The organism is Stenotrophomonas sp. YJH_SMC_14-1 (genome assembly GCF_059372275.1).
Genome location: NZ_JCAFVK010000002.1, coordinates 752,125 through 778,951 on the forward strand (window position 1 = coordinate 752,125; position 26,827 = coordinate 778,951).

Annotated in this window: 19 protein-coding genes; 7 read left to right on the forward strand and 12 right to left on the reverse strand. The window is 66.1% G+C overall.

All coding sequences use genetic code 11. The features are described from left to right. Window positions 1-67: 67 nt before the first annotated feature. Window positions 68-1,933, reverse strand: a complete 1,866-nt coding sequence (locus AC5P9P_RS08415) for an ABC-F family ATP-binding cassette domain-containing protein (protein ID WP_005414284.1) — start codon at window positions 1,931-1,933, stop codon at window positions 68-70. A 335-nt stretch (window positions 1,934-2,268) separates the two neighbouring features. Here AC5P9P_RS08415 and AC5P9P_RS08420 point away from each other — a divergent pair, with 335 nt between their 5' ends. Next, complete coding sequence (locus AC5P9P_RS08420) at window positions 2,269-4,656, forward strand: TonB-dependent receptor plug domain-containing protein (RefSeq protein ID WP_111108688.1); 2,388 nt, start codon at window positions 2,269-2,271, stop codon at window positions 4,654-4,656. A gap of 104 nt (window positions 4,657-4,760) precedes the next feature. Here AC5P9P_RS08420 and AC5P9P_RS08425 read toward each other — a convergent pair whose 3' ends face one another. The 4 genes from AC5P9P_RS08425 to AC5P9P_RS08440 form a co-directional block, all read right to left on the reverse strand. Next, window positions 4,761-5,705: a hypothetical protein gene (locus AC5P9P_RS08425; RefSeq protein ID WP_495232687.1), complete on the reverse strand. Its 945-nt coding sequence runs from the start codon at window positions 5,703-5,705 to the stop codon at window positions 4,761-4,763. A gap of 63 nt (window positions 5,706-5,768) precedes the next feature. Continuing rightward, window positions 5,769-6,266, reverse strand: coding sequence for a hypothetical protein (locus tag AC5P9P_RS08430; RefSeq protein WP_111108686.1), 498 nt, complete (start codon window positions 6,264-6,266; stop codon window positions 5,769-5,771). 44 nt (window positions 6,267-6,310) lie between these two features. Next, on the reverse strand, window positions 6,311-6,580 hold the full coding sequence (locus AC5P9P_RS08435) for a hypothetical protein (protein ID WP_239502989.1): 270 nt from the start codon (window positions 6,578-6,580) through the stop codon (window positions 6,311-6,313). Next, window positions 6,577-6,849: a hypothetical protein gene (locus tag AC5P9P_RS08440; RefSeq protein WP_239502988.1), complete on the reverse strand. Its 273-nt coding sequence runs from the start codon at window positions 6,847-6,849 to the stop codon at window positions 6,577-6,579. The genes AC5P9P_RS08435 and AC5P9P_RS08440 overlap by 4 nt, the downstream gene beginning before the upstream one ends. 483 nt (window positions 6,850-7,332) lie before the next feature. Here AC5P9P_RS08440 and ybaL point away from each other — a divergent pair, with 483 nt between their 5' ends. Continuing rightward, window positions 7,333-9,030 carry a YbaL family putative K(+) efflux transporter gene (gene ybaL / locus AC5P9P_RS08445; protein WP_032958934.1) on the forward strand — a complete coding sequence of 566 codons (1,698 nt, stop codon included), beginning with the start codon at window positions 7,333-7,335 and terminating at the stop codon, window positions 9,028-9,030. 449 nt (window positions 9,031-9,479) lie between these two features. Here the strand turns inward: ybaL and AC5P9P_RS08450 are convergent, their stop codons facing one another. Further along, on the reverse strand, window positions 9,480-10,766 hold the full coding sequence (locus AC5P9P_RS08450) for an O-acetylhomoserine aminocarboxypropyltransferase/cysteine synthase family protein (protein ID WP_005410771.1): 1,287 nt from the start codon (window positions 10,764-10,766) through the stop codon (window positions 9,480-9,482). A 182-nt stretch (window positions 10,767-10,948) separates the two neighbouring features. Here AC5P9P_RS08450 and AC5P9P_RS08455 point away from each other — a divergent pair, with 182 nt between their 5' ends. The 3 genes from AC5P9P_RS08455 to AC5P9P_RS08465 all read left to right on the forward strand — a co-directional run bounded on the left by AC5P9P_RS08455 (window position 10,949) and on the right by AC5P9P_RS08465 (window position 13,913). After that, a complete protein-coding gene (locus AC5P9P_RS08455; RefSeq protein WP_111108685.1) occupies window positions 10,949-11,686 on the forward strand; it encodes a winged helix-turn-helix domain-containing protein in 738 nt (245 codons plus the stop codon). Continuing rightward, the gene (locus tag AC5P9P_RS08460) at window positions 11,683-12,972 is read left to right on the forward strand and encodes an ATP-binding protein (protein ID WP_049403882.1); all 1,290 of its coding nucleotides are present in this window, start codon (window positions 11,683-11,685) and stop codon (window positions 12,970-12,972) included. The genes AC5P9P_RS08455 and AC5P9P_RS08460 overlap by 4 nt, the downstream gene beginning before the upstream one ends. A 140-nt stretch (window positions 12,973-13,112) precedes the next feature. Continuing rightward, window positions 13,113-13,913 (forward strand): MipA/OmpV family protein, encoded by an 801-nt coding sequence (locus tag AC5P9P_RS08465; protein ID WP_005414289.1) that lies wholly within the window; start codon window positions 13,113-13,115, stop codon window positions 13,911-13,913. 72 nt (window positions 13,914-13,985) lie between these two features. Here AC5P9P_RS08465 and clpB read toward each other — a convergent pair whose 3' ends face one another. After that, complete coding sequence (clpB, locus tag AC5P9P_RS08470) at window positions 13,986-16,571, reverse strand: ATP-dependent chaperone ClpB (RefSeq protein WP_012481080.1); 2,586 nt, start codon at window positions 16,569-16,571, stop codon at window positions 13,986-13,988. Window positions 16,572-16,752: 181 nt separating this feature from the next. Beyond that, the gene (locus AC5P9P_RS08475; RefSeq protein ID WP_184013984.1) at window positions 16,753-17,574 is read right to left on the reverse strand and encodes a DUF3014 domain-containing protein; all 822 of its coding nucleotides are present in this window, start codon (window positions 17,572-17,574) and stop codon (window positions 16,753-16,755) included. A gap of 170 nt (window positions 17,575-17,744) precedes the next feature. Between AC5P9P_RS08475 and AC5P9P_RS08480 the strand changes: the two genes are divergently transcribed. Continuing rightward, complete coding sequence (locus AC5P9P_RS08480) at window positions 17,745-18,455, forward strand: glutathione S-transferase (RefSeq protein ID WP_495232688.1); 711 nt, start codon at window positions 17,745-17,747, stop codon at window positions 18,453-18,455. Window positions 18,456-18,534: 79 nt separating this feature from the next. Here the strand turns inward: AC5P9P_RS08480 and AC5P9P_RS08485 are convergent, their stop codons facing one another. From AC5P9P_RS08485 to AC5P9P_RS08500, 4 genes are all read right to left on the reverse strand, one after another. After that, window positions 18,535-20,139 carry a SulP family inorganic anion transporter gene (locus AC5P9P_RS08485; protein WP_033833007.1) on the reverse strand — a complete coding sequence of 535 codons (1,605 nt, stop codon included), beginning with the start codon at window positions 20,137-20,139 and terminating at the stop codon, window positions 18,535-18,537. A gap of 604 nt (window positions 20,140-20,743) precedes the next feature. Next, on the reverse strand, window positions 20,744-22,462 hold the full coding sequence (locus tag AC5P9P_RS08490) for a thiamine pyrophosphate-dependent enzyme (RefSeq protein WP_111108681.1): 1,719 nt from the start codon (window positions 22,460-22,462) through the stop codon (window positions 20,744-20,746). A gap of 131 nt (window positions 22,463-22,593) precedes the next feature. After that, the gene (locus tag AC5P9P_RS08495) at window positions 22,594-23,451 is read right to left on the reverse strand and encodes an XAC2610-related protein (RefSeq protein ID WP_495232689.1); all 858 of its coding nucleotides are present in this window, start codon (window positions 23,449-23,451) and stop codon (window positions 22,594-22,596) included. Window positions 23,452-23,487: 36 nt separating this feature from the next. Beyond that, on the reverse strand, window positions 23,488-23,970 hold the full coding sequence (locus AC5P9P_RS08500) for a DUF3574 domain-containing protein (protein ID WP_010481551.1): 483 nt from the start codon (window positions 23,968-23,970) through the stop codon (window positions 23,488-23,490). A gap of 215 nt (window positions 23,971-24,185) precedes the next feature. Here AC5P9P_RS08500 and AC5P9P_RS08505 point away from each other — a divergent pair, with 215 nt between their 5' ends. Continuing rightward, the gene (locus AC5P9P_RS08505; protein WP_495232690.1) at window positions 24,186-26,621 is read left to right on the forward strand and encodes a TonB-dependent receptor plug domain-containing protein; all 2,436 of its coding nucleotides are present in this window, start codon (window positions 24,186-24,188) and stop codon (window positions 26,619-26,621) included. The last annotated feature ends 206 nt before the right edge of the window (window positions 26,622-26,827 follow it).

Consider the following 26,827-nt stretch of genomic DNA (forward strand, 5'->3'; position numbering starts at 1 on the left):
CGCTGGCCGGCAATCCCTTGATCGTTGTGGGCGCATCGCGCTGCCGGCCAGCGGCCGGCACTACCGGTCAGGACTCGAGCAGTTCCATCCAGGCGGCTTCGGCCTTTTCCAGCTGCGCGGCGGCGGTTTCGCGATCGCGGCCAAGCACGGCCATGCGCGTGGCATCGGCGTAGTTGGCCGGGTCGGCCAGCTGGCGGTCCAGCTCGGCCAGGGCACCTTCCAGCTCGGCCACCTTGGCTTCAGCGGCGGCCAGCTTGTGCGGGTTCACCGGCTTCTTCTGCACCACCTGCGCCACCGGGGCGGTCTTGACCACCACCGGCTCTTCCACCTGTTCCATGCGCGCCTTGGTTCCCTGCGCCTGCGGGCGGGTACGCAGCCACGCGGCGTAGGCGTCCAGGTCGCCATCGAACGGCTCGACCACGCCATCGGCCACGCGCCAGTAGGTATCGCAGACCAGGCCGATCAGATGGCGGTCGTGCGAGACCATCACGATCGCGCCTTCGAAGGTGGCCAGTGCTTCGGCCAGCGCTTCGCGCATTTCCAGGTCAAGGTGGTTGGTCGGTTCGTCCAGCAGCAGCACGTTCGGCTGCTGCCAGGCGATCAGCGCCAGCGCCAGGCGCGCGCGCTCGCCACCGGAGAAGCCATCGACCGGCTCGAACGCGCGGTCACCCGGGAAGTTCCACTTGCCGAGGAAATCGCGGAACGACTGGTTCGGTGCGTCCGGGGCGATCTCGCGGAAATGCTCCATCGGCGACTGGCCTTCGTGCAGCGACTCCACCGTGTGCTGGGCGAAGTAGCCGATCTTCAGGTCCGGGTGCGCCATGCGCTCGCCGACGATCGGTGCCAGCTCGCCCACCAGGGTCTTCACCAGGGTGGTCTTGCCGGCACCGTTCGGGCCGAGCAGGCCAATGCGCTGGCCCGCTTCCAGACCGAAGCCCACGTTGTGCAGGATCACTGCGTCCTTGCCGTAGCCGGCCTCGACATGGTTCAGGCGGATCAGCGAGAACGGCAGCTTGGCCGGCGGCGCGAACTCGATGCGAAACTCGCGCTCGGCGCGCACTGCTTCGGTGCCGGCCAGCTTGGCCAGGCGCTTCATGCGGCTCTGCGCCTGCGCGGCCTTGCTGGCCTGTGCCTTGAAGCGGTCGATGAAGCTCTGCAGGTGGGCGCGCTCGGCCTGTTCCTTCTCGTGCGCGATCTGTTGCTGGCGCAGCTGTTCGGCGCGCTGGCGCTCGAAATCGGTATAACCGCCCGGGTAGAGCTTGGCGCCGCCGCCGTGCAGGTGCAGGGTGTGGGTGGCCACGTTGTCGAGGAACTCGCGGTCATGCGAGATCAACAGCAAGGTGCCGGGGTACTTCAGCAGCCACTGCTCCAGCCAGTACACCGCGTCCAGGTCCAGGTGGTTGGTCGGTTCGTCCAGCAGCAGCAGGTCACTGGGCATCATCAGCGCGCGGGCCAGGTTCAGGCGTACGCGCCAGCCGCCGGAGAACGAGGACACCGCGCGGTGGTGGGTCTCGGCCGGGAAACCGAGGCCGTGCAGCAGCTTGCCGGCGCGCGCTTCGGCGTCGTAGGCCCCCATCTCGGCCATCTTCGTGTGCGCGTTGGCCACCGCCTCCCAGTCTTCGCGCGCGGTTGCTTCAGCCTCTTCAGCCAGCACCGCAGCCACATCGGTATCCCCGCCCAGCACAAAGCTCAGCGCCGGGTCCGGCAGCGACGGGGTTTCCTGGGCCACGCTGGCGATACGGACCTTGCCGGGCAGGTCGACGTCACCCTTGTCGGCCTCCAGCTCGCCCTTCACCGCCGCGAACAGGCTGGACTTGCCAGCACCGTTGCGGCCGACCACGCCCACCCGGTAACCGGCGTGCAGGGTCAGGTCGACATTGGACAACAGCAGCCGCTCGCCGCGGCGCAAGGCGAAATTACGAAGGGAGATCATCGGGGGAGGGGTCCATATAACCGGATGGAATGTGCTGGTGAGCACTGTTCCTGCGACGTAATTCTAGCGTTAACGAATACTTGACGCGCCCCGGGATGCGCGGCGGCAGGCCAACTCTCTCCCTCGTCGGCCCCGCGCAGCCCCCGGGCCCCACCTCCCGCCGCTGCCCTCTGCCGCTAAATGGTTGCTGCTGCAACGTTTTTTCCTGTTGCAACCATTTGACACGCACTGAATATCCCGTTAATTCCTGCCTTGCGCACCGCAACAACCGCCGTCCGCCTCACCCCCGTGATGTCGATTCCGGTGCCACCCCCGCCAACCGGAGCCCCATCCCGATGACCCGCAAGACCAGCCTGATCGCCGCCGCCGTCGCTGTCGCACTCGGTGGCTCTCCGTTCGTTGCCGCTGCCCAGCAGGCCGGCACCGCCGCCAACACCCTGGACACGGTGATCGTCACCGGCACCCGCGTGGCCGACCGCACCGTCGCCGAATCGCAGTCGCCGATCGACATCATCACCCCTGAAGTGCTGCAGTCCACCGGCACCAGTGAACTGGCCACCGCACTGTCGCGCGCCCTGCCCTCGCTGAACTTCCCGCGCCCGGCCTTGACCGACGGCACCAGTGGCGTGCGCCCGGCGCAGCTGCGCGGCCTGTCGCCGGACCAGGTGCTGGTGCTGGTCAACGGCAAGCGCCGCCACACCTCGGCGATGATCAACGTCAACGGCAGCATCGGCCGTGGCTCGTCGGCAGTGGACATCAATGCGATCCCGATTGCCGCCATCGAGCGCGTGGAAGTGCTGCGCGACGGTGCGTCGGCACAGTACGGCTCGGACGCCATTGCAGGCGTCATCAACATCGTGCTCAAGGGCAGCGGCCGTGGCGGCAGCCTGGCCGTGGACTACGGCCAGTACTCGGCCGGTGACGGCAACAAGTACCAGCTCTCCGGCGATACCGGCGTCGAGTTCGGCAACGGCCGTGGTCGCGTGCACGTGGCTGGCCAGATCAGCCAGCAGGACGAGAGCAACCGCGCCGGCCCGTACCGCGGCACCACCCCGAACACCGGCAACTTCCCCAGCATCGGCCAGAAGACCTTCATCGTCGGCGACCCGCGCGTGGATGCCACCGCCGCGTCGGCCAACGCCAGCTTCGACTTCAGCGACCACGTGACCGGCTACGCCAGCGCGCTGCTCAGCAACCGCGACATCACCTCGTTCGCGTTCTACCGTTCGCGCAACCACAGCGGGCAGAGCGCGCTGCTGGCGCAGACCTACCCCGACGGCTTCGTGCCGGAGATCAACCAGTATTCGAAGGACCGCTCGCTGGTGGCCGGGGTCAAGGGCAACACCGACAACGGCTGGACCTGGGACCTGAGCCTGAACCACGGCGAGAACACCCTCGACTTCCACACCCGCAACAGCATCAACTACAGCCTCGGCGCAACCAGCCCGCGCTCGTTCTACGACGGCACGCTGAAGTACCAGCAGGACATCTTCAATGCCGACCTGACCAAGTCACTGGACTGGGGCCTGGCCTACCCGGTCACGCTGTCCTTCGGTGGTGAGTACCGCAAGGAAAAGTGGGACCAGAACCCGGGCGAGCTGAACTCGTACACCGGCAGCGGCGCGCAGGGCTTCGCGGGCTTCACCCCGACCAATGAAGTGCATGCGGACCGCCACAACTACGCGGTCTATGCTGGCCTGGAAGCGGACCTGACCGAGAAGTTCTCGGCCGGCATCACCGGCCGCTACGAGGACTACTCGGACTTCGGCGACCGCTTCTCCGGCAAGCTGTCGGCGCGCTATGCATTCACCGACAAGGTCGCGCTGCGGGCCACCGCCTCCAGTGGCTTCCGTGCACCGTCGCTGGCGCAGCAGGGCTACCAGGCGGTCACCAGCCAGTTCCTCAATGGCGTATTCGTCGAGCGTGGCACCTTCCCGACCACCAGCCCGGCCGCGCAGGCGCTGGGCGCCTCGCCGCTGAAGGCCGAAACCTCCACCTCCTACAGCCTGGGCCTGGTGCTGCAGCCGGCCGACCGCCTGTACATCACCGTCGACGCCTACCAGATCGACATCGATGACCGCATCGCATTGTCGTCCAGCATCACCACCAACGCGGCCACCAGCGCGCTGCTGGGCACCCTGGGCCTGCCGCAGGTGACCGCGTTCTCCTACTTCACCAACGGCCTGGATACGCGCACACGTGGCGTCGACTTCGTGTCCAGCTATACGGTGCCGTTCAGCGCCAGCAGCCTGGAGCTGACCGCTGCGTACAGCTACAACGACACCGAAGTGCGCCGCGTCGGCGGCACCCCGGCGGTGTTCGGAACGCTGGGCCTGACCCAGTCGCTGATCGGTCGCGACGAAATTGGCCGCATCGAGGACAGCTACCCGCGCGACAAGGCGATCCTGAGCGGCACCTGGCGTTCGGACCACTGGGAACTAGGCCTGGCCGCCACCCGCTACGGCAAATTCACCGTGCGCAACTCGGCCACCGCGCTGCGCGACCAGACCTACGGCGATGCCTGGGTGGTGGATGCTTCGGCCAGCTACAAGCCGAGCAGCAACTGGACGCTGACCGTGGGCGCCGACAACCTGCTGGACAAGTACCCGGACCGTACCGAAGATCTGCAGAACTCCACCTTCGGCATGCTGCCGTACAGCAACTACTCGCCGTTCGGCTTCAACGGCGCGTATGTGTACGGGCGGATCAAGTACACCTGGTAAGCGACGCTCTGGTAGTGCCGGCCGCTGGCCGGCAACTCCTAGCCACATCTCTCACACCCGCCGGAGTGATCCGGCGGGTGTTTTGTTATGTGCTGCGGGCAAGATCAGCCGCGCGGCTGGCAATTGGACGTGCGATGACCTTCTACGATCACACGGACAGACTCAAGACAGTTGTCCAGACTGTCAAAATTCACGCTCACTTGAAGACCAGGCAGCGACCACCTCGCGCTGCCAAACGTTCCTTCATCAAGCCAACGACTGGCTCGTTGATCCATGCGCTCTTCGAGAATGGACGGCGGATCATCGAATTGAAGGCCGAATGGCAGCGGCCCAGCCCAGGCTCTTGAGTTTCCCAGTCGATCGCGGACGAAACTGATGCCGGTGCATACCGGATGGCTACCGGGCACGCCCTGCCTACTGTCAAAGTAAAGGATGAAGCCATGCTCGTCGGCTCTATCAACGACCTCGCTGCTCGCCTCCGCCATCAGACTCGCAAGACCAAGGTCCCGGAACGCGACCTCGAAATCGGGGTCATTGGTCGATCTGCCGAGGACAGCGAGCACCTGCTCCGCCGAAGGGTACTCGCGCGTTGCCGGTGCGCAAGCCAATGGATGCATGGGAATTCCCAAGCTGATATCAAAGATCCCACACGCTCCTGCCTGTTTGATGCATCCAGCCTGATACGTCAGACGGATGCGGTAGTCAGGCAACCACCACGCGTCACGCCTGCCGGCGTGCAAGCTGTCCCCAAAGCCCGCCGTGGCGAGCCTTTCGCGCGCTGTCGTCCTATCGTCCTCCCATTGCAGGCCAAACAGCAGGTCGCCTTCGTACCTGCGCATGACATCCGGAATGCCGGCCGTCACCGCAACGTTGGTGAAGATCAGCTCACCGCTCTTGCCGTGCGAAGCAATGGATCGCCCGTTCCAGTAGTTGCGCTCGCTGAAGGAGAACAGCATGCCCCGCGCGCTCACACGCACAATCGCCTCGTAAGGGCTTTTGGCAGGCCGGGCCAGCTCCGGCCTTCGCCTGACGCCAAGCGACTGCAGCATCGTTGAGACGGCTGGGTCAGTGGCGCTTCTGCCAAACAGGGCTGTTATCGCCTGTAGGTCCATTCATTCCTCTTGTGGCAGCCCCAGGCTGACGCAGCGGACTCCCCTTTCACCGTCGTAGTCGACAGCCAGCTCCAGCTTTCCGAGCATCCATGCGTCGACATTGCCAGACAGACCAAACACCGTTGGCGCCCCCAGATCGACAGATGCGTCCGACCTGATCTGGTCCCTGGACATCAGGAAGTTCAGGCCGAAAGGCATCGGCCCTTCATACTGGGTGCCGGTGTCATTTCGCCAGCCCCAGAAGATCACGTCGGTGAGCATCCAGGGGCCATCATCGATGTCGTGATAGGCGGTCTCTGAGACCAGACCGGCATCCTTGAATTCAAGCTGCAGTCCAGCAGCGTCATCTGCCCAGATCCGGTGACCACTGACACCCAGGCGGTAATCATCCAGATTCTGAAGCTGGATTCCGATCCTGGAAAAGATGGTTTCGAGCTCCTTCGATTCCGAATCTCTACCGATCGCGGCGATGAACTCTTCAACGGTGGGATGATTCATGAAATTCCGCCTATCTGTATGGGCGAGATGCGCCTACGTAGCGCTTACGGATGGTGATCGCTACGCTTGATGGGGATGCTCAACGAGATGCAGCGGATCGAGTCATCTGGACCAGAGAAATCAACCGCAAGCTCCAAGCCACTGACGCACCAGACATCCACCTCACCATCAAATCCCATTTCAACAGCATTCCCTGCACTCAACGCGGCGAGTCGCTCCCTTACATGCTGGCGCAGCATGGAAAAGCTCAGTCCACAGGGCAACGGGCCTGAGTAGGCAGGCTTCTCCTTCCTGACTTTGTTCTTCTTACTCACTCTCGCTCCCAGAGCGCTACGCTCGTCAGTACCCAGGGCCCTTCGTCCAGGTCGTGGTAAGGAATGTCCACCAGCAGCCCGACGTCCTTGAATTCCAACTGCAGCGTATTTTCCTCGTCAGTCCAGAACCGCATTCCCGCCAACTTCAACGGATAGTGACGAAAGTCGCGCTCACCAATTTCCAGATCAAGGAGCAAGCGGGACAGGGGCGCCGAGCTTGTGTCTTGACCTATCGCCTGAATCACTACGTCAATGCCGGGAAGCTTCATGTGGTCGTTCGCCCATGCGGTCTGGAGAGAGCAGGCCCCTCTGATTGGTCAGCAGAACGGAGTAGCGGACACATGGTGACGTGTTCCGGACTCGAGGAACCCTCCGCCAGATTGCAAACTTCAGCCCCGTCGCCTGCGCCTCCCGGCCGGCCACCGGCCCTTGGATGCTGTCGCATCGACTGAAAACCTTGGCGCACAGGGGCAAAGGGTCCTGCGATGGCACCGCCGCGTATCGAACCCATCCCCTTCCCGTGCCTTTCTCGGGTGGCGTCGGCCTGGCTGCGGTTCACGGTCCAGAGCCACTGGCCACCCCAAACAGGTCCGATCCCGACAGCGCCACCCTCGACCGCCCCGCACACGCCAGGCCGGACGCCGACCACTGATGGCTCCGCCCACGCAACGATCCGATACGCTGGCCCGGTTTGCCGTATCTGGCCGCATCGGTGAAAATCGGGGCATTCCCCCGATTTCCTGCGAGTGCCGATGCACCATGACACCGACCTGATCAACATCGTTGCCGTTGGCCTGGGGCTCGCCTTCATCTTCGGCGCGCTGGCCAACAAGCTCCGCTTGTCTCCCCTGGTCGGTTACCTGGTTGCTGGCATCTGCGTAGGTCCGTTCACCCCCGGCTTCGTCGCCGACCAGGCGCTGGCCAACCAGCTGGCCGAGCTGGGCGTGATGCTGCTGATGTTCGGCGTCGGCCTGCACTTCTCGCTGAAGGACCTGATGGCGGTCAAGGCCATCGCCATTCCCGGTGCCATTGGGCAGATCGCAGTGGCCACCCTGCTCGGCTGGGGCGTGGCCTCGCTGATGGGCTGGCCGGCCATCCATGGCGTCATCTTCGGTTTCTCGCTGGCTACCGCCAGCACCGTGGTGCTGCTGCGGGCGATGGAAGAACGCCGCCTGCTGGAGACGATGCGCGGCAAGATCGCGGTCGGCTGGCTGATCGTGGAAGACCTGGCCTGCGTGCTGGCACTGGTGATGATGCCGGTGATGGCCGGCGTGTTCGGCCCCGACGCGGCCAAGGAATCGCACTCGCTGGGCAGCGTGCTGGCCGACATCGGCTGGACCTTCGTGCAGCTGGGCCTGTTCGTGGCGGTGATGCTGGTGGTCGGGCGCCGGGTCATCCCGTGGATCCTGGAACGCATCGCCGGTACCGGTTCGCGTGAGCTGTTCACCCTGTCCGTGCTGGCGATCGCGCTGGGCGTGGCGTTCGGCTCGGCGATGCTGTTCGGCGTCTCGTTCGCGCTGGGCGCGTTCTTTGCCGGCATGCTGCTCAACGAATCGGAGCTGAGCCACAAGGCCGCGCATGATTCGCTGCCGCTGCGCGATGCGTTCGCGGTGTTGTTCTTTGTGTCGGTCGGCATGCTGTTCGACCCCAACATCATCGTACAGCACCCGTGGCAGGTGCTGGCCACGGTGCTGATCATCATGTTCGGCAAGTCGGCCGCCGCGTTCTTCATCGTGCGTGCGTTCGGCCACCCGACCAGCACCGCGCTGACCATCTCTGCCAGCCTGGCGCAGATCGGCGAGTTCGCCTTCATCATCGCCGGCCTCGGCGTGGCGCTGCAGATCCTGCCGAAGGAGGGCCAGTCGCTGGTGCTGGCCGGGGCACTGGTGTCGATCATGCTCAACCCGCTGGTGTTCGGCCTGCTCGACCGTTGGCAGGCCAAGCAGGAGCAGTCTCCGCAGGTACCCGAGCCGCCCGAAGCGATCGGCCCGTCGCGCGACCTGCATGACCACGCCATCGTGATCGGCTATGGCCGGGTGGGCAGCGAACTGGCGCAGGTGCTGCGCGACCGTGGCGTGCCGGTGCTGGTGATCGATGACAACAAGGAACACGTCGAGCAGGCGCACGCCAAGGGCCTGGCGGCGATCCGCGGCAGTGCCGCTGCCGACCGGGTGCTGGCCGAGGCCCATCCGGAACGCGCGAAGATCGCGGTGCTGGCGATTCCGCAGCCGCTGGAAGCCGGTGAGGCACTGGCCAAGCTGCGGGCGATCAACCCGGACCTGACCCTGCTGGCGCGTGCGCACAGCGACGCCGAGGTGAAGCATCTGCTGGAACACGGTGCGGATGGCACAGTGATGGCCGAACGTGAGCTGGCGTATTCGCTGGCGGAGATGATCATGTCCACGCCGCCGTACCGGAATCTGGGGCAGCACAGCATTCCGGTGGTGTGAGGGGTGTGGGTGCGGCAGGGCTTGCAGCCCTGCACCTGCCAAGGCAACAGCAAAGGCAAAGGCAAAAGCTGACTATCCGTGGGATGGCGGGGTAGGTCCGGTTGCAGGGGACGCCGTGAATCCGTCCATGGAGGCTCGGTCGCGCCATCCATGGCGCTCACGCCCCTGCAACCGGACCCACCCCGCCTTCGACAGATTCCTGCGATCTGCCGGAACGGCGTTCTGCTCTGGTAGGTGTCGCCCTGGGTCGACACGTCGGCGCATGGGTCAGATCCGTTTTCCACAGGAAAACGGATCTGACCCCGGAAACAAAAAAGATCCCCGGTCGACCCGCATCGACCGGGGATCTGGATCGCCACGTTGCCATGCCTTGGAGAGGCAGTTCCACCGTAGCGCATCGCGGTGCCGGTGGTGATCGCCAGTAGCGATGACGACCAAGCGCGTGGCTATCAGGCGCCGGCCAGGGCCTGTTCCAGGTCAGCACGCAGGTCGCCGATGTGCTCGATGCCGATCGACAGCCGCACGGTGTCCTCGCTGACGCCAGCCTTGGCCAGTTCGGCGGCATCCAGCTGGCGGTGGGTGGTCGAGGCGGGATGGGTGGCCAGCGACTTCGCATCGCCGAGGTTGACCAGGCGGGTGAACAATTTCAGCGCGTCAAGGAAACGTGCGCCTGCCTCGCGCCCGCCCGGCAGGCCGAAGGTCAGCACGCCCGAGCCGTGCCCACCCAGATAGCGCTGCGCGGCGGCGTGCTCGGGATCGTCGGCCAGCCCGGCATAGCGCACCCACGCCACCTTTGCGTGTGACTTCAGGAACTGCGCGACGGCCAGTGCGTTGGCGTTGATGCGTTCCATGCGCAGGGCCAGGGTCTCGATGCCCTGCAGGATCAGGAACGCATTGAACGGCGACAACGCAGCACCGGTATTGCGCAGCGGCACCACCCGCGCGCGGCCGATGTAGGCCGCTGGCCCCAGGGCTTCGGTATAGACCACGCCGTGGTAGCTGGGGTCGGGCTGGTTGAGCCGCGCGAAGCGTTGGGGCTGTGCGGTCCAGTCGAAGCGGCCGGAATCGATGATCGCGCCGCCGAGGCTGGTGCCGTGGCCGCCCAGGTACTTGGTCAGCGAATGCACCACGATGTCGGCGCCGTGCTCGAATGGGCGCAGCAGGAACGGCGTGGCCACGGTGTTGTCGACGATCAGGGGCACGCCAGCGGCATGCGCGACCTCCGCAATCGCAGCGATGTCGGTGACGTTGCCGCGCGGGTTGCCGATGGATTCGACGAACACCGCCTTGGTGCGCTCGTCGATCAGCGCGGCGAACGCGGAAGGATCAGCCGGATCAGCAAAGCGCGCCTGGATGCCGTACTGCGGCAGGGTGTGCGCCAGCAGGTTGAGGCTGCCGCCATACAGCGCGCTGGAGGCGACGATGTTGTCGCCGGCCTCTGCAATGGTCTGGATGGCATAGGTGATCGCGGCCTGCCCCGAGGCCAGCGCCAGCGCACCGATGCCGCCTTCCAGCGCGGCCAGGCGCTGCTCCAGCACGTCGGTGGTGGGGTTCATGATGCGCGTATAGATATTGCCCGGTACCTTCAGGTCGAACAGGTCGGCGCCGTGCTGGGTGTCATCGAAGGCATACGCCACCGTCTGGTAGATCGGCACCGCCACCGCGCGGGTAGTCGGGTCGGGACGGTAGCCGCCGTGCACGGCCAGGGTTTCCAGTTGCCACTGCGGGTCGCTCATTGCGCCAGGCTCCATCCGGGGAAACCGCCACCATAGGCCAGCCGTCGCCGGCCGCTGAAAGCTGCTGGCGATGACGTCCATACCGGGGGTTATCAGGTTGGCCGCGATTCAGGCAGCGGTCACGGGGCGTTGATAGGCTTCGCCGCCGGGCGCTCCTGCCCGGGCACGGAGGCCCCACGCGCATGCAGCCATCCCCCTGGACACCCACCGCCAACGGCACCCCGACCCAGGTCTTGTTGGTGGAGGACGACCGTCGCTTGGCCGAGCTGGTCAGCGACTATCTCCACGAACATGGTTTCGCCGTGCAGCATGTCGCGCGCGGTGACCTTGCCGGCGCGGCCTGCCGCCAGCATGCGCCCGAGCTGGTGGTACTGGACCTGATGCTGCCCGGCCTCGGCGGCATCGACGTGTGCCGGCAGATCCGCAGTTTCTCCGACGTGCCGATCCTGATGCTGACCGCCTGCGAAGACGACATCGAGCAGGTGCTGGGCCTGGAATCGGGCGCCGATGACTATGTGCACAAACCGATCGAGCCGCGCCTGCTGCTGGCCCGGCTGCGTGCCCTGCTGCGGCGCCGCCATGGCAGCAGCAACACCGGTACACCCAGCCGTCTGATGCATGGCGAACTGCTGATCGACCGCATGCAGCGCGATGTGCACCTGCATGGTCAGCCGGTCGAGCTGGGCACCACGGAATTCGAGATCCTGTGGCTGCTGGCCAGCCAGCCGGGGCAGATCCTGTCGCGCGACCATATCCTGCAGGCGGTGCGCGGCATCGGCTTTGACGGCCTGGACCGCAGTGTCGATGTCAGCATCGGCAAGCTGCGCCGCAAGCTCGGCGATGATGCGCGCGAACCGCGGCGGATCAAGACCGTGTGGGGCCGTGGCTACCAGTTCAATCCGTCGGCCTGGACGGCATGAAGCGGCTGTTCCTGTGGTTGTGGTTTATCACGGGTGCCTGCTTCCTGGTGTCGGTGTTCTTCCTCAACCACATCCTGGACGGCATCTACACGCCCGTGCAGGATCGCGTCTTCGTCCAGCAGGTGCGTGGTCAGGTGTACGCCCTGCGCAGTGGCCTGGCCGGCCTGGATGCCGACCAGCAGCGTGAGCGCCTGCAGCAGTGGCAGCCACACTACGGCATCGCCCTGACCCTGCTCGACAAACCTCCCGCACTCGACGCGCAGGAACAGGTGGCCGTGAAGGCCGATGGTTTCATCGTGCGCGATCAATACCAGCAGGTCCTGCTGCCCATCGAGGGCAGCGATGGCCGCTGGCTGCACCTGCGCCTGCCTGGCGCGGTGCAGATGACGACGTACATGACCATCGCCGCCTACCTCAGCATCCTGCTGCTGGTGGGCGCCAGCCTGTACGCGTGGGTGCGCCTGCTCTGGCGCGACCTGGAAGCGCTGCGCCGGCATGCCGACCGCATCGGTTCGGGCGATCTGCAGGCACGTGCCCAGGTCTCGCCACGCTCGCAGATCCGGGTCATCGTCGACCACTCCAACCGCATGGCGGCACGCGTGGCCGAACTGGTGCAGCGCCAGCGCGACCTGACCCATGCGATCTCGCACGAGCTGCGCACGCCGATCGCGCGCGTGGCCTTCGGCCTGGACCTGATGCAGGACAGCGATGACCGCGAACGCCGCGAACGGCTGGCGCAGGGCCTGCACGGTGACCTGGCCGAGCTCAACCGGCTGGTCAGCGAACTGCTGGCTTACGAACGGCTGGAGCATCCCAGCGAGGGCGAGCCGATGCAGCGCATCGAAGCCAATGACTGGCTGCAGGCCTGCCTGGCCGATGCGCGCCGTGATGCCGAACGTGCGGGGGTGGTACTGCGCGTGCAGCCCAGTGCGTTGCCGCGGGTGGATGCCGAACCACGCCTGCTGCAGCTGGCACTCAGCAATCTGGTGGGCAATGCGCTGCGCCATGCGCGTTCGCAGGTGGAAGTCTCGCTGGTCGGTGTCAGCGGCCGCGCCTGCCTGCGTGTGGATGACGACGGTCCCGGCATTGCCGAAGCCGATCGCGAGAAGGTGATGCGCCCGTTCACCCGCTTGGACGACAGCCGCAGCCGCGATACGGGGGGCTTCGGCCTGGGCCTGGCCATCGTCAGCCGCATTGCCGTCCGCCACGGCGGCGAGCTTCGCATCAGCCGCGCCACGTTGGGCGGCGCGCGCATGGAAATGCACTGGCCGCTGGCTGCCAGCTGAACGCCCCTGGGCGCGATTACAGTTGATTACAACTCCCGCACAACTGCGGACGGATCGGTCGCCGGCGTATCGCCACGCTAGCGACCCTGCAGCACTCGCCGGATGCGCGTGCTGCCTTCCTCCCATTGTCGAGAGTTTCCATGTCCCAGCTTCGCCGTTCCCCCGCCCTGCTCTGCCTGGCCCTGTTGCCGCTGTTCGCCGCACCGATCGCCCACGCCAAGGATGACCACTGGACCTTCGAGGTCGCTGCCGGCGGTGGCGTGGCGCCGCGCTACAGCGGCAGCGAGGAGTATCGTGCGACGCCGTCGTTGTCCTTTGATGTCACCTCGCCGGGTGGATGGTTTCTGGGCACCAGTGGCATTGGCTGGGGCACCTCCATCGGCGAGCACACCCGCGTGCGCGCGTATGTCGGCGCCAGCGGCATCCGCAAGGAAAAGGACTCGCTGCTCGGCGGTTCCGACTTCCTGCGCGGCATGGGTGATATCGATACCCGTCCCCTGGTCGGCATCTCGGCTGGTTATACGCTGGGCGAAGCCGTGCTGAGCGGCTCCTGGCAGTTCACCCGCAAGGACGAGGACAAGGCCGAGAACGGCCTGGCCACCCAGCAGATCCATCTGAACCTGAGCATGCCGCTGTTCGACCTGGCCGGCGGCGTGGTCAGCGGCAGCGTGTCCACCGACTACGGCAACCGCGGCTACATGCAGACCTGGTACGGCGTCAGCCCGGAACAGGCGGCGCGTACCGGCTTTGCCGAGCACAAGCCAAAGGCCGGCCTGGTCAGTGCCGGTGTCGGTCTGAAGTGGAGCCACCGCGTGGGCCGCAACGGCAACTGGTACATCTCGGCCGAAGGCACGCGCCTGCTCGGTGATGCCGCCGACAGCCCGATCGTGCAGAAAGCGAACCAGTTCGGCTTGATGAGCGGCTATACGCACCGCTTCTGAGTGAGCGCCGGGCATGGCCCGGCATACTCCGCAGGAAACGGGGCGCTGCGGCCAGGCGGCGCCCCGTGTGAATCACGCTTTGGCGAATACCAGGCGGCCGCCGTCGTTTCCGACTTCGATGGTATCGCCGTTGACGAAAGCACCCGACAGGATCTGCTGTGCCAGCGGATTCTCCAGCTGCGACTGGATTGCACGCTTCAACGGGCGTGCGCCATAGACCGGATCGAAGCCGACGTTGCCGAGCAGGTCGAACGCCGCATCGGAGACCGCCAGCTTCAACCCGCGCTCGGCCAGCCGCTTTTCAAGCCCACGCATCTGGATGCGCGCGATCTGCTTGATCTGTTGCTTGTCCAGCGGGTGGAACACCACGATGTCGTCCAGGCGGTTGATGAACTCCGGACGGAAGTGCGCCTGTACCACGCCCATCACCGCCGCCTTCATCTGCGTGTAGGCCTCCGGACTGTCGTCGGCGCTCATGTCCTGGATCTGGTGCGAGCCCAGGTTCGAGGTCATCACGATGACGGTGTTGCGGAAGTCCACGGTACGGCCCTGTCCATCGGTCAGGCGGCCATCGTCCAGCACCTGCAGCAGGATGTTGAACACATCCGGATGCGCCTTCTCCACTTCGTCCAGCAGGATCAGCGAGTACGGACGGCGACGCACCGCCTCGGTCAGGTAGCCACCTTCCTCGTAGCCCACGTAACCCGGAGGCGCGCCGATCAGGCGGGCCACGCTGTGCTTCTCCATGAACTCGCTCATGTCGATGCGGATCATCGCGTCGGCACTGTCGAACAGGAATTCGGCCAGCGACTTGCACAGCTCGGTCTTGCCGACACCGGTCGGGCCGAGGAACAGGAACGAGCCGGCCGGGCGATTCGGATCGGACAGGCCCGCACGCGAACGGCGCACCGCATCGGAGACGACCTTGATCGCTTCTTCCTGGCCGACCACGCGGTTGTGCAGCACCTCTTCCATGCGCAACAGCTTGTCGCGCTCACCTTCGAGCATCTTGTTGACCGGGATGCCGGTCCAGCGCGATACAACCTCGGCAATCTCCTCGTCGGTCACGCGGTCCTGCACCAGCTTGAAGTCTTTGTGCTCGGCCTCCTGGGCCGCGGCCAGCTGCTTTTCCAGCTGCGGCAACAGCCCGTACTGGATCTCGCTCATCTTGGCGAAATCCTGGCGGCGCTGCGCGGCCTCCAGCTCCAGCTTGGCCTGCTCGACCTGTTCCTTGATCTTGGTCGCGCCCTGCAGCGCGGCCTTCTCCGACTTCCAGATTTCATTGAGGTCGGAGAACTCGCGCTCCAGCCCGTCGATGTCGTTTTCCAGATCGGCCAGGCGCTGCCGCGAGGCTTCGTCCTTCTCCTTCTTCAGCATCTCGCGCTGGATCTTCAGCTGGATCACCCGGCGCTCAAGGCGGTCCAGCTCTTCCGGCTTGGAGTCGATCTCCATGCGCAGTCGCGAGGCGGCTTCGTCCATCAGGTCGATGGCCTTGTCCGGCAGCTGGCGGTCGGTGATGTAGCGGTTGGACAACGTCGCAGCCGCGACGATGGCCGGATCGGTGATCTCCACGCCGTGGTGCACGGCGTACTTTTCCTTCAGGCCGCGCAGGATCGCGATGGTGTCCTCCACCGACGGCTCGCCCACGAACACCTTCTGGAAGCGACGCTCCAGCGCAGCATCCTTCTCGATGTACTTGCGGTATTCGTCCAGCGTGGTGGCGCCGATGCAGTGCAGCTCGCCGCGTGCCAGCGCTGGCTTCAGCATGTTGCCGGCATCCATCGCGCCATCGGCCTTGCCGGCGCCGACCATGGTGTGCAGTTCGTCGATGAACAGGATGATCTGGCCCTCGTTCTTGGCCAGGTCGTTGAGCACGCCCTTCAGGCGCTCCTCGAATTCGCCGCGGAACTTGGCCCCGGCAATCAGCGCGCCCATGTCCAGCGACAGCACGCGCTTGCCGCGCAAGCCTTCGGGCACTTCGTCGTTGATGATGCGCTGGGCCAGCCCTTCCACGATCGCGGTCTTGCCCACGCCGGGTTCGCCGATCAGCACCGGGTTGTTCTTGGTCCGGCGCTGCAGCACCTGGATGGTGCGGCGGATCTCCTCGTCTCGGCCGATCACCGGGTCGAGCTTGCCGCTCTCGGCACGCGCGGTCAGGTCGATGGTGTATTTCTCCAGCGCCTGGCGCTGTTCCTCGGCATTCTCCGACTGCACGTTCTCGCCGCCGCGCAGCTTGTCGATGGCCGCCTGCAGGCGCGTCTTGTCGGCACCGGCGGCGCGCAGCGCCATGCCCAGCGTGCCGCCGTCGTCCAGCGCCGCCAGCACGAACCACTCGCTGGCAATGAAGGCATCCCCGTGCTGCTGGGCCAGCTTGTCGGTCTGGTTCAGCAGGCGCCCCAGGTCGTTGCCCATCGAGACGTTGCCGGCCTGGCCGGACACCTTCGGCAGCGCATCCAGCGCCTCGGTCAGGCGCTCGCGCAGCACCGGCACGTTCACCCCGGCCTGGGCCAGCAGCGGACGCGTGCTGCCGCCCTGCTGGTCCAGCAGCGCGCTGAACAGGTGAACCGGTTCGATGATGCTGTTGTCGCGGCCCACGGCCAGCGACTGTGCGTCTGCCAGCGCCTGCTGGAAACGCGAGGTGAGCTTGTCCATCCGCATTGCGAATCCTCATCGGTCATCAGGGCCGGCCCGCGCCGGCGATGCTGGAAAGATGCGGTTGCCCCACCCGGTTTCAAGGGTGGCTGCGACTGCACCCCGAGGCCAGTCAGGCTTCGGCCAGCATGCCGGAACCGGTGTGGTCGGCGCGTTGATCCCGATCAGTTCTACGCGGTGAACGGGCTCAGCGGGTGATCGCGCTGCGGATCGCCCGCAGCTGCTGCTTGACCGCCCGCGCCTGGGCGGCATCCATCCGCAGCAGCGCCTTCTGCCCGATCGAGCGCGACTGCAGGGTGGGATCGACAAAGCGGTAGCGGCCGCGTTCATCGCGCTGCACCACTGGGGACTGGGCCAGTTCCGGGGTGTCCAGCAGGTGATCGATCACCGCGACCAGGCGATCATTGAAGTACCCGTCGGGCCGGCCCAGGTCGAGATAGGCCTGCTGGATCAGCGGATAGAAGCGTTTGTAGGCAGTAGCCGTTGCCGCCGGGTCCAGCGCGGTGAAGGCCTGCACGTAGGGCGCATAGCGCGCGCCGTTGCTGGCAGCGATGTGCTCGCCGCCCTCGCCCGGCTCGACCTGCAGGCTGCCCGGCAGCGGCCGCGCGGCCAGCGCGGTCGGCGGCACGCTGGGCTTGTCCAGGTTGTCGAGCTGGGTAACCAGGCGCTGGATCAGGTGGTCGCGCAGCAGCAGGGTCAGTGGCCCCTCGCCCTGGAACAGCTGGCTCAATGCGCCCCAGGCCGCCGCATCGCTATCGGCCAGCGTTGGCAGCGCCGGGTCGGCCGCGGCCTCGGTATCCAGCGGATGCCTGATCGGCGGTGGTGCCGGCGCGGGCTGCGCGGCCGCCTGCGGTTGTGGCGGCGCGCCGGTACTGGCGGGGGTTGATTGCACCGGCACCGAAACACCGTCTGCCAGGCGCTTCAGCTGATCGCGGAACAGCCAACCACCGGCACCACCGATCACCACCAAGCCCAACACCCAGGGCCATACCGCCTTTCCACTCTGCATGATGCAGCACCTCGTTCCATACGCATGGTGAAGGTGTGACCCCACCGATTGCAGCCGGTTCCCCGCCTGTTCCGCTGCCGTTCGGGTTGAGGCCTGCAGCAAGGCCTTGCTCACACTTGCTTTGCATGCAGCGCGCGAGGCTGTGAGCCTTGTTCTGTGGAGGCACTGCCATGCAGTACGCGCTGTATTACTGGACCGGCATCCAGGGCCGTGGCGAGTTCGTGCGGCTTGCGCTGGAGGATGCCGGTGTCGATTACATCGACATGGCGCGGGTGCACGGCGATACGGTGATGCAGCCGTTTCTCGATGGCAGCAGTGAAGGTGCGCAGCCCTTCGCGCCGCCGTTCCTGAAGGCGGGCCGCCAGGTCATTGCACAGGTCGCCGCGATCCTGGATTTTCTCGGCCCGCCGCTGGACCTGGTGCCGCAGGCGGCCTCGCGGCGGGTGCAGGCGCTGCAGTTGCAGCTGACCATCGCTGATCTGGTAGCCGAGGTGCACGACACCCACCATCCAATTGCCGCATCGAAGTACTACGAAGAGCAGAAGACCGAAGCCAAGGCACGGGCCGCCTCCCTGCGTGGCGAACGGCTGCCGAAGTTCCTCGGCTACTTCGAGCAGGTGCTGGCCGCCAATGGTGGCCGCCACGCACTGCGCGAGCATTCCTATGTGGATCTGTCGCTGTTCCAGCTGCTGAGCGGGCTGGACTACATGTTCCCGCGCCGGATGCAGGCACTGGCGCCGACCCTGCCCCTGCTGCGCGCGCTGCAGGAGCGGGTGGCAAAGCGGCCGAACATCGCCGCCTATCTGGCCTCGGAGCGGCGGTTGCCGTTCAACACCAACGGTATCTTCCGCCACTACCCGGAACTGGACGCCGAACGGTAGTGCCGGCCGCTGGCCGGCAGCTGCACGATCCGACCGAAGCCCATGAGGATGCCGGCCAGCGGCCGGCACTAGCGTTGGGTCAGTTGTTTTCACCCAGCGGCTGCACCGGCTGCTTCTGCAGCGAAAGCAACCCCAGCAACAACGCCAGTGCCACGTAGGCACCAGCGAACTGCCAGCTGATGATGCGCGCCAGGCCGTCCAGCTCCCACGGGAGATAGATGCCACCACGCGGATCCACCGAGTGGATCAGGCCGAACAGGGTCAGCACCGCAGCCACCAGCAGGAAGCCGCAGGCACGGCGCAGGCGGCCATCGACCATCGCCGCCACCGCCGAAATCCACAGCATCGAGGTGATGATGAAGCCGTTGCCGAGGGTAAAGATCACCGCCAGCTCGGGCAGACCGTGGCCATCCAGTTTGGTCAGCAGCTGCGGCAGCTGGTCCGGCGCGATCCAGCCGGGTGCCTTGATCGCCAGCAGGTAGGCCACCGACGGCAGGAAACCGAACACCATCGCACCGGTGTGGTGACGCGGCGTGGCCTGGAAGGCCTGGGTGGTGATATCGATGGCCACGTACACGATGATCGGTGCCAGCACCGCCAGCGGCAGCCACTGCACCAGCCCGGAGATGATGCCGAGCATGCCGCCGATGCCGACGAACAGGCCGGTCAGCAGCGTATAGCCGCTGCGCGCACCCATGTGCTTGTAGGCCGGCTGGCCGATGTACGGCGTGGTCTGCGCGACGCCGCCACAGACGCCTGCCACCAGCGTGGCTACCGCTTCCACCAGCAGGATGTCGCGGGTGCGATAGTCGTCGCCGGCTGCGCGCGCGCTTTCAGACACGTTGATGCCGCCGACCACCATCAGCAGACCGAACGGCAGCAGCAGCGGCAGGTAGGTCATCGCGGTGGGCAGGCCGTCGAGGAAGCCCAGTGTCGGCAGCGGCAGCACCACCTGCGGCGGCACCCACTCCGGTACATGGAAGCCCGGCGCGCCCAGCCCGGCCAGGCCGAGGCCGTAATACAGCACGGTGCCGAACACGAAGGCCAGCAGCACGCCCGGGCCACGCACCGGCAGCTTGCCCTTGGCGATCAGCACGTACAGCAGCAGGCCCAGCGTGGTGAAGCCGACCAGCGGCGAGCGCAGCGTTTCCAGCAGCGGCAGCAGGCCCATCAGCACCAGCGCGATGCCGGCGATGGAACCCAGCAGCGCGGCTCGCGGCAGCGCGCGGGTGACCGCTTCGCCGAAGAACGACAGCACGAACTTGAGCACGCCCATGATGACCAGCGCGGCCATGCCCAGCTGCCAGGTGGCGATGCCCGCAGCGTGCGGGTCCATGCCCTGCTGCTTGAACGCGAGGAAGGCCGGGCCGAGCACCAGCAGCGCCATGCCGATGCTGGTCGGTGCATCCAGGCCCAGCGGCATGGCGGTGACGTCGTCGCGGCCGGTACGCGCGGCCAGCCGGCGCGCCATCAGGGTGTACAGCAGGTTGCCGACCAGCACACCGAAGGCGGTGCCGGGGAACATGCGGCCGAACACCACGTCGGCGGGAAACTGGAAGATCCCGACCAGGGCCATGGCGATGAAGCCGAGGATGGAGAGGTTGTCGACGACCAGGCCGAAGAAGCCGTTGAAGTCACCGGCGACGAACCAGCGACGCGGTGCGGCGGAAGCGGGAGCGGACATGGAAGGGGCGGTGGGGGTGGGGACCGCCGATGGTAGGCCCAGCGGGGCCAGCGCGCCAATTCCGTCGTGGAATGATGGGTTCCAGCCAACGGCGGAGCCCCTCGTGGCTGGGGGGGGGGCGTCAAAAGCAGCTTTATCGGAGTGGGGCGGTCGGGATGGGCTGCGCAGGACACGCCGTAAACCCATCCCTGGGGGCTCGATGGCGCCATCCATGGCGCCAACGGTCCTGCGCAGCCCATCCCGACCGGCCCCTGATAATTCCTTGCGCGTGCCAGCCACGGAAAGGAATCAAAGGATCAAAAGCAAAAGCGGGTCGCTTCGCTCTGAGCCGAGCATGGCTCGGCTCTACACGAACAATTCGATCATTTCCACGCTATCCACGCAGGGCGTGGATCTACCGACAGATCGCAGGAAACTGTCGAAGGTGGGGTGGGTCCGGTTGCGGGGGTGTCCGCGGCATGGATGCCGCGGCCAAGCCCCCAGGGACGGGTTTACGGCGTCCCCCGCAACCGGACCCACCCCGCCATCCCTCAGGAAGCCCGCTTCTGCTCTGGCTCCGGCTCGTAGCGGGTGCAGGGCGCAGCCCTGCATCAAACCCACCCCGTTACTTCTTCAGGAAGTTGTCCACCAGCAGATGCTTCACGTCGTCGAAGCGGCCGTTCAACACCGCCTTGGCTGCATACAGCGCGGTACCGGCCACCTGCTTGGCCTCGATCTGCGGCGGCATCACCAGCTCGGCGCGGCTGGTATGCACATCCAGCAGCGCCGGGCCGCGCTGGGCCAGGAAATCCTGCACCGCTTCCTCCAGATCCTCACTACGGGTCACCGTGCGGCCGTGGAAGCCGATCACCTCGGCCAGGCGCCCGAAGTCCGGGTTCTTCAGGTCGGTGTAGTTGTCCAGCAGGCCTTCCACCTTCTGCTCCAGCTCGACGAAGTTCAGCGAGCCATTGTTGAACACCACCACCTTGATCGGCAGGTTTTCCTGCACCGCGGTCAGCAGGTCACCCAACAGCATCGCCAGGCCACCATCGCCGGACAGCGAAATCACCTGCCGGCCGGGGAACGCCTTCTGCAGGCCCAGGGCCTGCGGCATTGCATTGGCCATCGTGCCGTGCAGCAGGCTGGTCAGCGTGCGGCGGCGACCGTTGACGCGGATATGCCGCAGCACCCAGACCATCGGCGAGCCGCCGTCAGCGGTGAACAGCGCATCGTCGCTGGCATGCTTCGACAGCAGCGCGGTCAGATGCTGCGGGTGGATCAGCTCGCCCTCGCCCGGCTGTTCTTCCTGCTCGCGCTTCTTCAGCGCCTTGTCGCGACGTTCGATACATTCGTCCAGGAAACTGCTGTCCTCGCGCGGCGGCAGCATCGGCAGCAAGGCATCCAGCGTCGGTGCGATGTCACCGACCACGCCCAGGTTTACCGGGTGGCGGCGGCCGAGGTGGCTGCCATCGCGGTCGACCTGGATGATCGTGGCCTTGTCCGGGTAGAACTGGCCCCAGGCGAAGTCGGCGCCGAGCAGCAGCAGCGTGTCGCACTCCATCAGCGTGTGGAAGCCGGATTCGATGCCGAAGATTCCGGTCATGCCCATGTTGTACGGGTTGTCCGGCTCGACGAAATCCTTGGCGCGCGAAGTATGCGCAACCGGCGCCTGCAGGCGCCGGGCCAGTTCCAGCAGCTGCGCGTGCGCGCCCTGGCAACCGGCACCGGCATAGATGCCGATACGCTTGCCCTGCCCCAGCAGCTCGGCAATGCGCTGCAGTTCGGCGTCGGACGGGCGCAGCACCGGCTGGGTGTAGTGCACCGAGAACGGCACATCGTGCTTCACCTCAGCCTGGCTGATGTCGGCCGGCAGGATCACTACCGCCACGCCACGCCGGCTGATCGCCGCCTGGCAGGCCAGGGCCACCACGCGTCGCGCCTGCTCCGGGCTGTGCACCTGCTCGCAGAACACCGTGCAGCTGCCATAGACCGCCTTGAAATCCACTTCCTGCGGAAATTCCATGCCCAGCTCACTGGTCACCACCTGGCTGGCGATCAGCACCATCGGCGCACGGTTGCGGTTGCTCTCAAACACGCCGTTGATGAAGTGCAGGCCACCGGGACCACAGGAGCCCGCACAGGCGGTCAACTCGCCGCTCACCAGCGAATCGGCGCCTGCGGCAAAGGCTGCTACTTCCTCATGCCGCACATGCACCCATGCGATCTCGCTGCCATGCATCGCATCGGTCACATGGTTGAGCGTATCGCCCACGATGCCGTAGCAACGGCGGACACCGGCCTGCTGCAGGGCGTCCACCACGATTTCGGCCACGCGCTTGCTCATCGGATACATCCTCGAACGGGGGAACGTCCGAGGCTAGACCCGATGAAGTGATGCCTCCGCAAAAAAAGGGGACGGAGGGAATCAAGTCGTATGTGCCACAAACGACTTAATTCCCTCCGTCCCCTTTTTCTTCAATCGTTGACGTTGATCCAGCCTTCCACCGCGCCCTGCTTCGGGTTGAGGTAGCGCAGCTTCACCCAGCCGTCCTGTTCATCCAGCAGTTCCACGCGGTCGCCCTGCACCAGGTAACGCTTGGTGCTGGACGCGCCGGGTCGATCGAACAGGAACAGGCGCGCGGTTGCCACGGTGGCCTGCTGACCACGCAACGGCCCGGCCGGCGGTGCGCCCAGGCCATCGGCGATGGCACTTTCCAGCACACGGCCGGCCGGATCATACGTGCGCCAGACCGCCAACGGGCCCTGCTCATCGGTCTGTTCCCACTGCAGCGCGGCGTTCAAGGTATCGCCCAGCATCAGCACGCTCTCAGAGCGGTACAGATGGAGCTTCGCGCCTGCAAACCGGTACTGGTCGGTGTACCACATCGGGCCACTGCGGCAGCTGCTGGTCAGGGTTCGAGTGGCAGCATCCACGCTCAACCCCATCAGGTCACCGCAACTGTCCTTGCCGTGGGTGTCGGCCTGCAGCGCGCGGAAACCCACAGTGGCCGGATCGAACCAGTACACCGTCACCGCTTCGTTGACCATGCCCACCGAGGCGCGTGCGACCAGTTCCGGGTAGCCATCGACATCGACATCTTCGAGCGACCATCGCGAACTGCCATCGGCATCCGCCGCGCCCTCAAGCGTCTGGCGCTTGCCCGACGGTGACAGCTGCACGGCGATGCTGCCGTCCTGCTGCGGATCGGCATGCGCCTGCACATGCGCGGCCACCTGGAACCGCAGCGTTTCGCCGTCGTCGCCACTTGCCTGCGCCGACGGTGCCAGCACTCCCGCCAGCACCAGGCCCAGCACGCATTCCCTGTAATTCATCATTGCTCCCTGCGGCACCGCGGCGGCACCTTCAACTCAGAACGATACCTCGACCGGCTGCCGCGACCACAGCACCGATTGATGCTTGGTCTGCTGCTTCCACGCCAGGCGGATCGCTTCGATGTCGGCGCGGCGCTGCGGGGTGTCCTCGTGCAGCACCACCAGCACCTTGGTGCGCAGGCGGTTGGGCGCGGCATCACCGCGAAACAGCCATTGGCCATAGGCATCGAACACGGTCAGGCCATCCGGGAAGCGCGGAGTGACTTCCTTGTCCAGGAAGGTGCGCCACTGCGCCTCGCTGATGGTATCGGCCTGCGGGCGGTTGCCGGCGCCCTGCTCCTCGCCCACGCCGAAATACAGCTCGCTGCGCACCCAGCCGTGGCCGGCGGACGGGCGTGCGGCATCGCCCTTCAGTTCGGCGGTGGTGGCCGTGGCATAGGCACTGGGCGCCTGCGAGGACAGGCTGGCGCAGCCACTGGTGGCCAGCAGCACGGCGAAGACGAGGCCAAGGTGTTTCATCGGTACAGCTCCGGGGAAGGGGGACAAGGCGAGCCGGCAGCGTACAGCGCCACCGGCCCGGCGTGCTGATGCCAGCAGGGCATCAACTCATGCCGGACCGGCAGGGGCTTGCATCGGCACCGGTCATCACGCGAAGATAATATATCGCTTCATCCGGATGGATGTAAGTGAAACCATCTCCCCCCTTCCCCGTCGTCGTTGTTGCTGGAGCCCCCATGTCCGTCCGCCTGCCCGCGTCGCCGCTCGGCCTCGCCATCGCCCTCGCGCTTTCCTCCGCCGCCGTCCCGGCCCTGGCCCAGGACGCCACCAACCTGGACACGGTGATCGTCACCGGCACCCGTGCCGCCGACCGCACCGTGCTTGAATCCACCTCGCCGGTGGATGTGCTCAACGCCGAGGACATCCGCAAGGCCGGCGTGGTCAACGGCGAGCTGGGCAGCGCGCTGCAGGCGCTGTTGCCGTCGTTCAACTTCCCGCGCCAGTCCAACTCCGGTGGCGCCGACCATGTGCGCGCCGCACAGTTGCGCGGCCTGTCGCCGGACCAGGTGCTGGTGCTGGTCAATGGCAAGCGCCGCCACCACACCGCGCTGGTCAACACCGACAGCAAGATCGGCAAGGGCACCACCCCGGTTGATTTCAATTCGATCCCGGTCAGCGCGATCAAGCGCATCGAAGTACTGCGTGATGGCGCTGGTGCGCTGTATGGCTCGGATGCGGTGGCCGGTGTGATCAACGTGATCCTCGACAACGGCGGCGACGGTGGCGAGATCGAGGCCAGCTACGGCGCCAACCACACCGACCTCAAGCCGATCGGCCGTACCCTCACCGACGGCCAGACCGGCAACATCAGCGCCAAGGTCGGCACCTCGCTGGGCGAGGACGGCGGCTTCCTGCGCGTCGGTCTGGAATACAAGCACCGCAACGGCACCAACCGCGCCGGCTTCGACCAGATTCCGCCGTGGGACCAGACCCCCGGCAACCTGGCGCTGCAGGGCAAGCGCAACTATGTGCTGGGCGATGGCAAGAGCAAGGACATCAACCTGTGGCTGAACACCGAGATCCCGGTGGGCCAGACCTCGACGTTCTACGCGTTCGGCACCTTCAACCAGCGCGATACCGAAGGTGCGAACTACTTCCGCTACCCCGATGGCGATGCCAACTGGAAGGAGGTCTATCCGAATGGGTACCGGCCGATCTCCGAGGGCGAGAACCGCGACGTGCAGGCCGTGGCCGGCGTGCGCGGGCAGTGGGGCGAATGGAGCTACGACGGCAGCCTGGACTACGGCCAGAACGACTTCACCTACCGCCTGCGTGATTCGCTCAACGCCTCGCTGGGCCCGACCAGCCCGACCCGCTTCAAGACCGCCGATTACGAATACGCGCAGACCGTGGGCAACCTCGATCTGAGCCGCGTGTTCACCCAGAGCGACAGCATCAGCCACACGCTCGGCCTGGGCGTGGAAGCACGCCACGAGCGCTACCAGACCCGTCCCGGCGACCCGGCCAGCTATGCGGCCGGCCCGTACACCGACCGCCCGACCGGTTCGCAGGCCGGTGGCGGCTTGACCCCGCAGGACGCGGCCACCCTGTCGCGCGATGTCGCCAGCGCCTACGCCAGCCTGTCCAGTCAGTTCGGCGAGAAGTTCTCCACCGACCTGGCCGCGCGCTACGAGCACAACGACGACTTCGGCGGTGAACTGACCGGCAAACTCGGCCTGCGCTATGAATTCACCCCGGCGTTCGCGCTGCGCGGTGCCATCTCCAACAACTTCCGTGCGCCGTCGTTGGCACAGATCGGCTACGAATCCACCTCCACCGGCTACAACGCTGGCGGCCAGCTGGTGCAGGGCCGCCTGTTGTCGGTCAACAACCCGATCGCGCGTGGCCTCGGTGCGCAGAACCTGAAGCCGGAAAAGTCGATCAATACCTCGCTGGGCTTCACCAGCCGAATTGGCGAGCACTTCGACCTGTCACTGGACTTCTTCCAGATCGACATCGACGATCGCATCGCGCTGTCGGAGAGCATCACCGGCGATGCGCTGACCGACTACGTGGCCGCCAACTACGGTGTCAGCGGCCTGCAGAGCGCCAGCTTCTTCGTCAACGCCGCCGATACCCGCACCCGCGGCGCCGAGCTGGTGAGCAACTGGCGCCAGTCGCTGGGCGACGGCCAGCTGCTGCTGACCGGCACCTATGCGTACACCAAGACCACGCTGAAGAACGTGCTGGCCACGCCGGCACAGCTGCGTGCACTGAATCCGGACTACGTGCTGTTCGGCATCGAAGAAACCAACACGCTTACCGATGCCACGCCGCGTACCCGCGGCAGCTTCTCTGCCGCGTGGAGCAACGACCACTGGTCGCTGAGCAGCCGCGTGAACCGCTACGGCAGCGCCACCCGCGTGTTCAACTTCGGTGACGGCTACATCCCGCGCCAGACCTACCAGGCCGAGTGGCAGCTGGATGCGGAGGTCGAATACCGCATCACTCCGCGCTGGAGCGTGGCCATCGGCGGCCAGAACCTGACCGACAACTACCCGGATCGATCCAACAGCGATATCCACTACTTCGGCAACCTGCCGTATGACGTGCTGTCGCCGATCGGCAGCAACGGCGCGTACTACTACGGCCGCGTCCGCTATACGTTCTGATCGCATTGGGTAGGTGCGGACCGTTGGTCCGCACGACACGGTAGTGCCGGCCGCTGGCCGGCAACTTCGTGATCCGGGTGCGGATCTGCTTTGGGGGGGGGCGGACCGTTGGTCCACACTGTTTGAGCTGGATGCAGGCTGACCTGCCGTGCCGACCAACGGTCGGCACCCACCGAAGCAGGGCCGTAGCCTGCCCTCGACCCCGC

Excerpts from the sequence above, each read along its gene's own strand:
- AC5P9P_RS08415 (WP_005414284.1), bottom strand. The coding sequence starts at position 1,933 with ATGATCTCCCTTCGTAATTTCGCCTTGCGCCGCGGCGAGCGGCTGCTG.
- AC5P9P_RS08420 (WP_111108688.1), top strand. The coding sequence starts at position 2,269 with ATGACCCGCAAGACCAGCCTGATCGCCGCCGCCGTCGCTGTCGCACTC.
- AC5P9P_RS08425 (WP_495232687.1), bottom strand. The coding sequence starts at position 5,705 with ATGCTGCAGTCGCTTGGCGTCAGGCGAAGGCCGGAGCTGGCCCGGCCT.
- AC5P9P_RS08430 (WP_111108686.1), bottom strand. The coding sequence starts at position 6,266 with ATGAATCATCCCACCGTTGAAGAGTTCATCGCCGCGATCGGTAGAGAT.
- AC5P9P_RS08440 (WP_239502988.1), bottom strand. The coding sequence starts at position 6,849 with ATGAAGCTTCCCGGCATTGACGTAGTGATTCAGGCGATAGGTCAAGAC.
- ybaL (WP_032958934.1), top strand. The coding sequence starts at position 7,333 with ATGCACCATGACACCGACCTGATCAACATCGTTGCCGTTGGCCTGGGG.
- AC5P9P_RS08450 (WP_005410771.1), bottom strand. The coding sequence starts at position 10,766 with ATGAGCGACCCGCAGTGGCAACTGGAAACCCTGGCCGTGCACGGCGGC.
- AC5P9P_RS08455 (WP_111108685.1), top strand. The coding sequence starts at position 10,949 with ATGCAGCCATCCCCCTGGACACCCACCGCCAACGGCACCCCGACCCAG.
- AC5P9P_RS08460 (WP_049403882.1), top strand. The coding sequence starts at position 11,683 with ATGAAGCGGCTGTTCCTGTGGTTGTGGTTTATCACGGGTGCCTGCTTC.
- AC5P9P_RS08465 (WP_005414289.1), top strand. The coding sequence starts at position 13,113 with ATGTCCCAGCTTCGCCGTTCCCCCGCCCTGCTCTGCCTGGCCCTGTTG.
- clpB (WP_012481080.1), bottom strand. The coding sequence starts at position 16,571 with ATGCGGATGGACAAGCTCACCTCGCGTTTCCAGCAGGCGCTGGCAGAC.
- AC5P9P_RS08475 (WP_184013984.1), bottom strand. The coding sequence starts at position 17,574 with ATGCAGAGTGGAAAGGCGGTATGGCCCTGGGTGTTGGGCTTGGTGGTG.
- AC5P9P_RS08480 (WP_495232688.1), top strand. The coding sequence starts at position 17,745 with ATGCAGTACGCGCTGTATTACTGGACCGGCATCCAGGGCCGTGGCGAG.
- AC5P9P_RS08485 (WP_033833007.1), bottom strand. The coding sequence starts at position 20,139 with ATGTCCGCTCCCGCTTCCGCCGCACCGCGTCGCTGGTTCGTCGCCGGT.
- AC5P9P_RS08490 (WP_111108681.1), bottom strand. The coding sequence starts at position 22,462 with ATGAGCAAGCGCGTGGCCGAAATCGTGGTGGACGCCCTGCAGCAGGCC.
- AC5P9P_RS08495 (WP_495232689.1), bottom strand. The coding sequence starts at position 23,451 with ATGAATTACAGGGAATGCGTGCTGGGCCTGGTGCTGGCGGGAGTGCTG.
- AC5P9P_RS08500 (WP_010481551.1), bottom strand. The coding sequence starts at position 23,970 with ATGAAACACCTTGGCCTCGTCTTCGCCGTGCTGCTGGCCACCAGTGGC.
- AC5P9P_RS08505 (WP_495232690.1), top strand. The coding sequence starts at position 24,186 with ATGTCCGTCCGCCTGCCCGCGTCGCCGCTCGGCCTCGCCATCGCCCTC.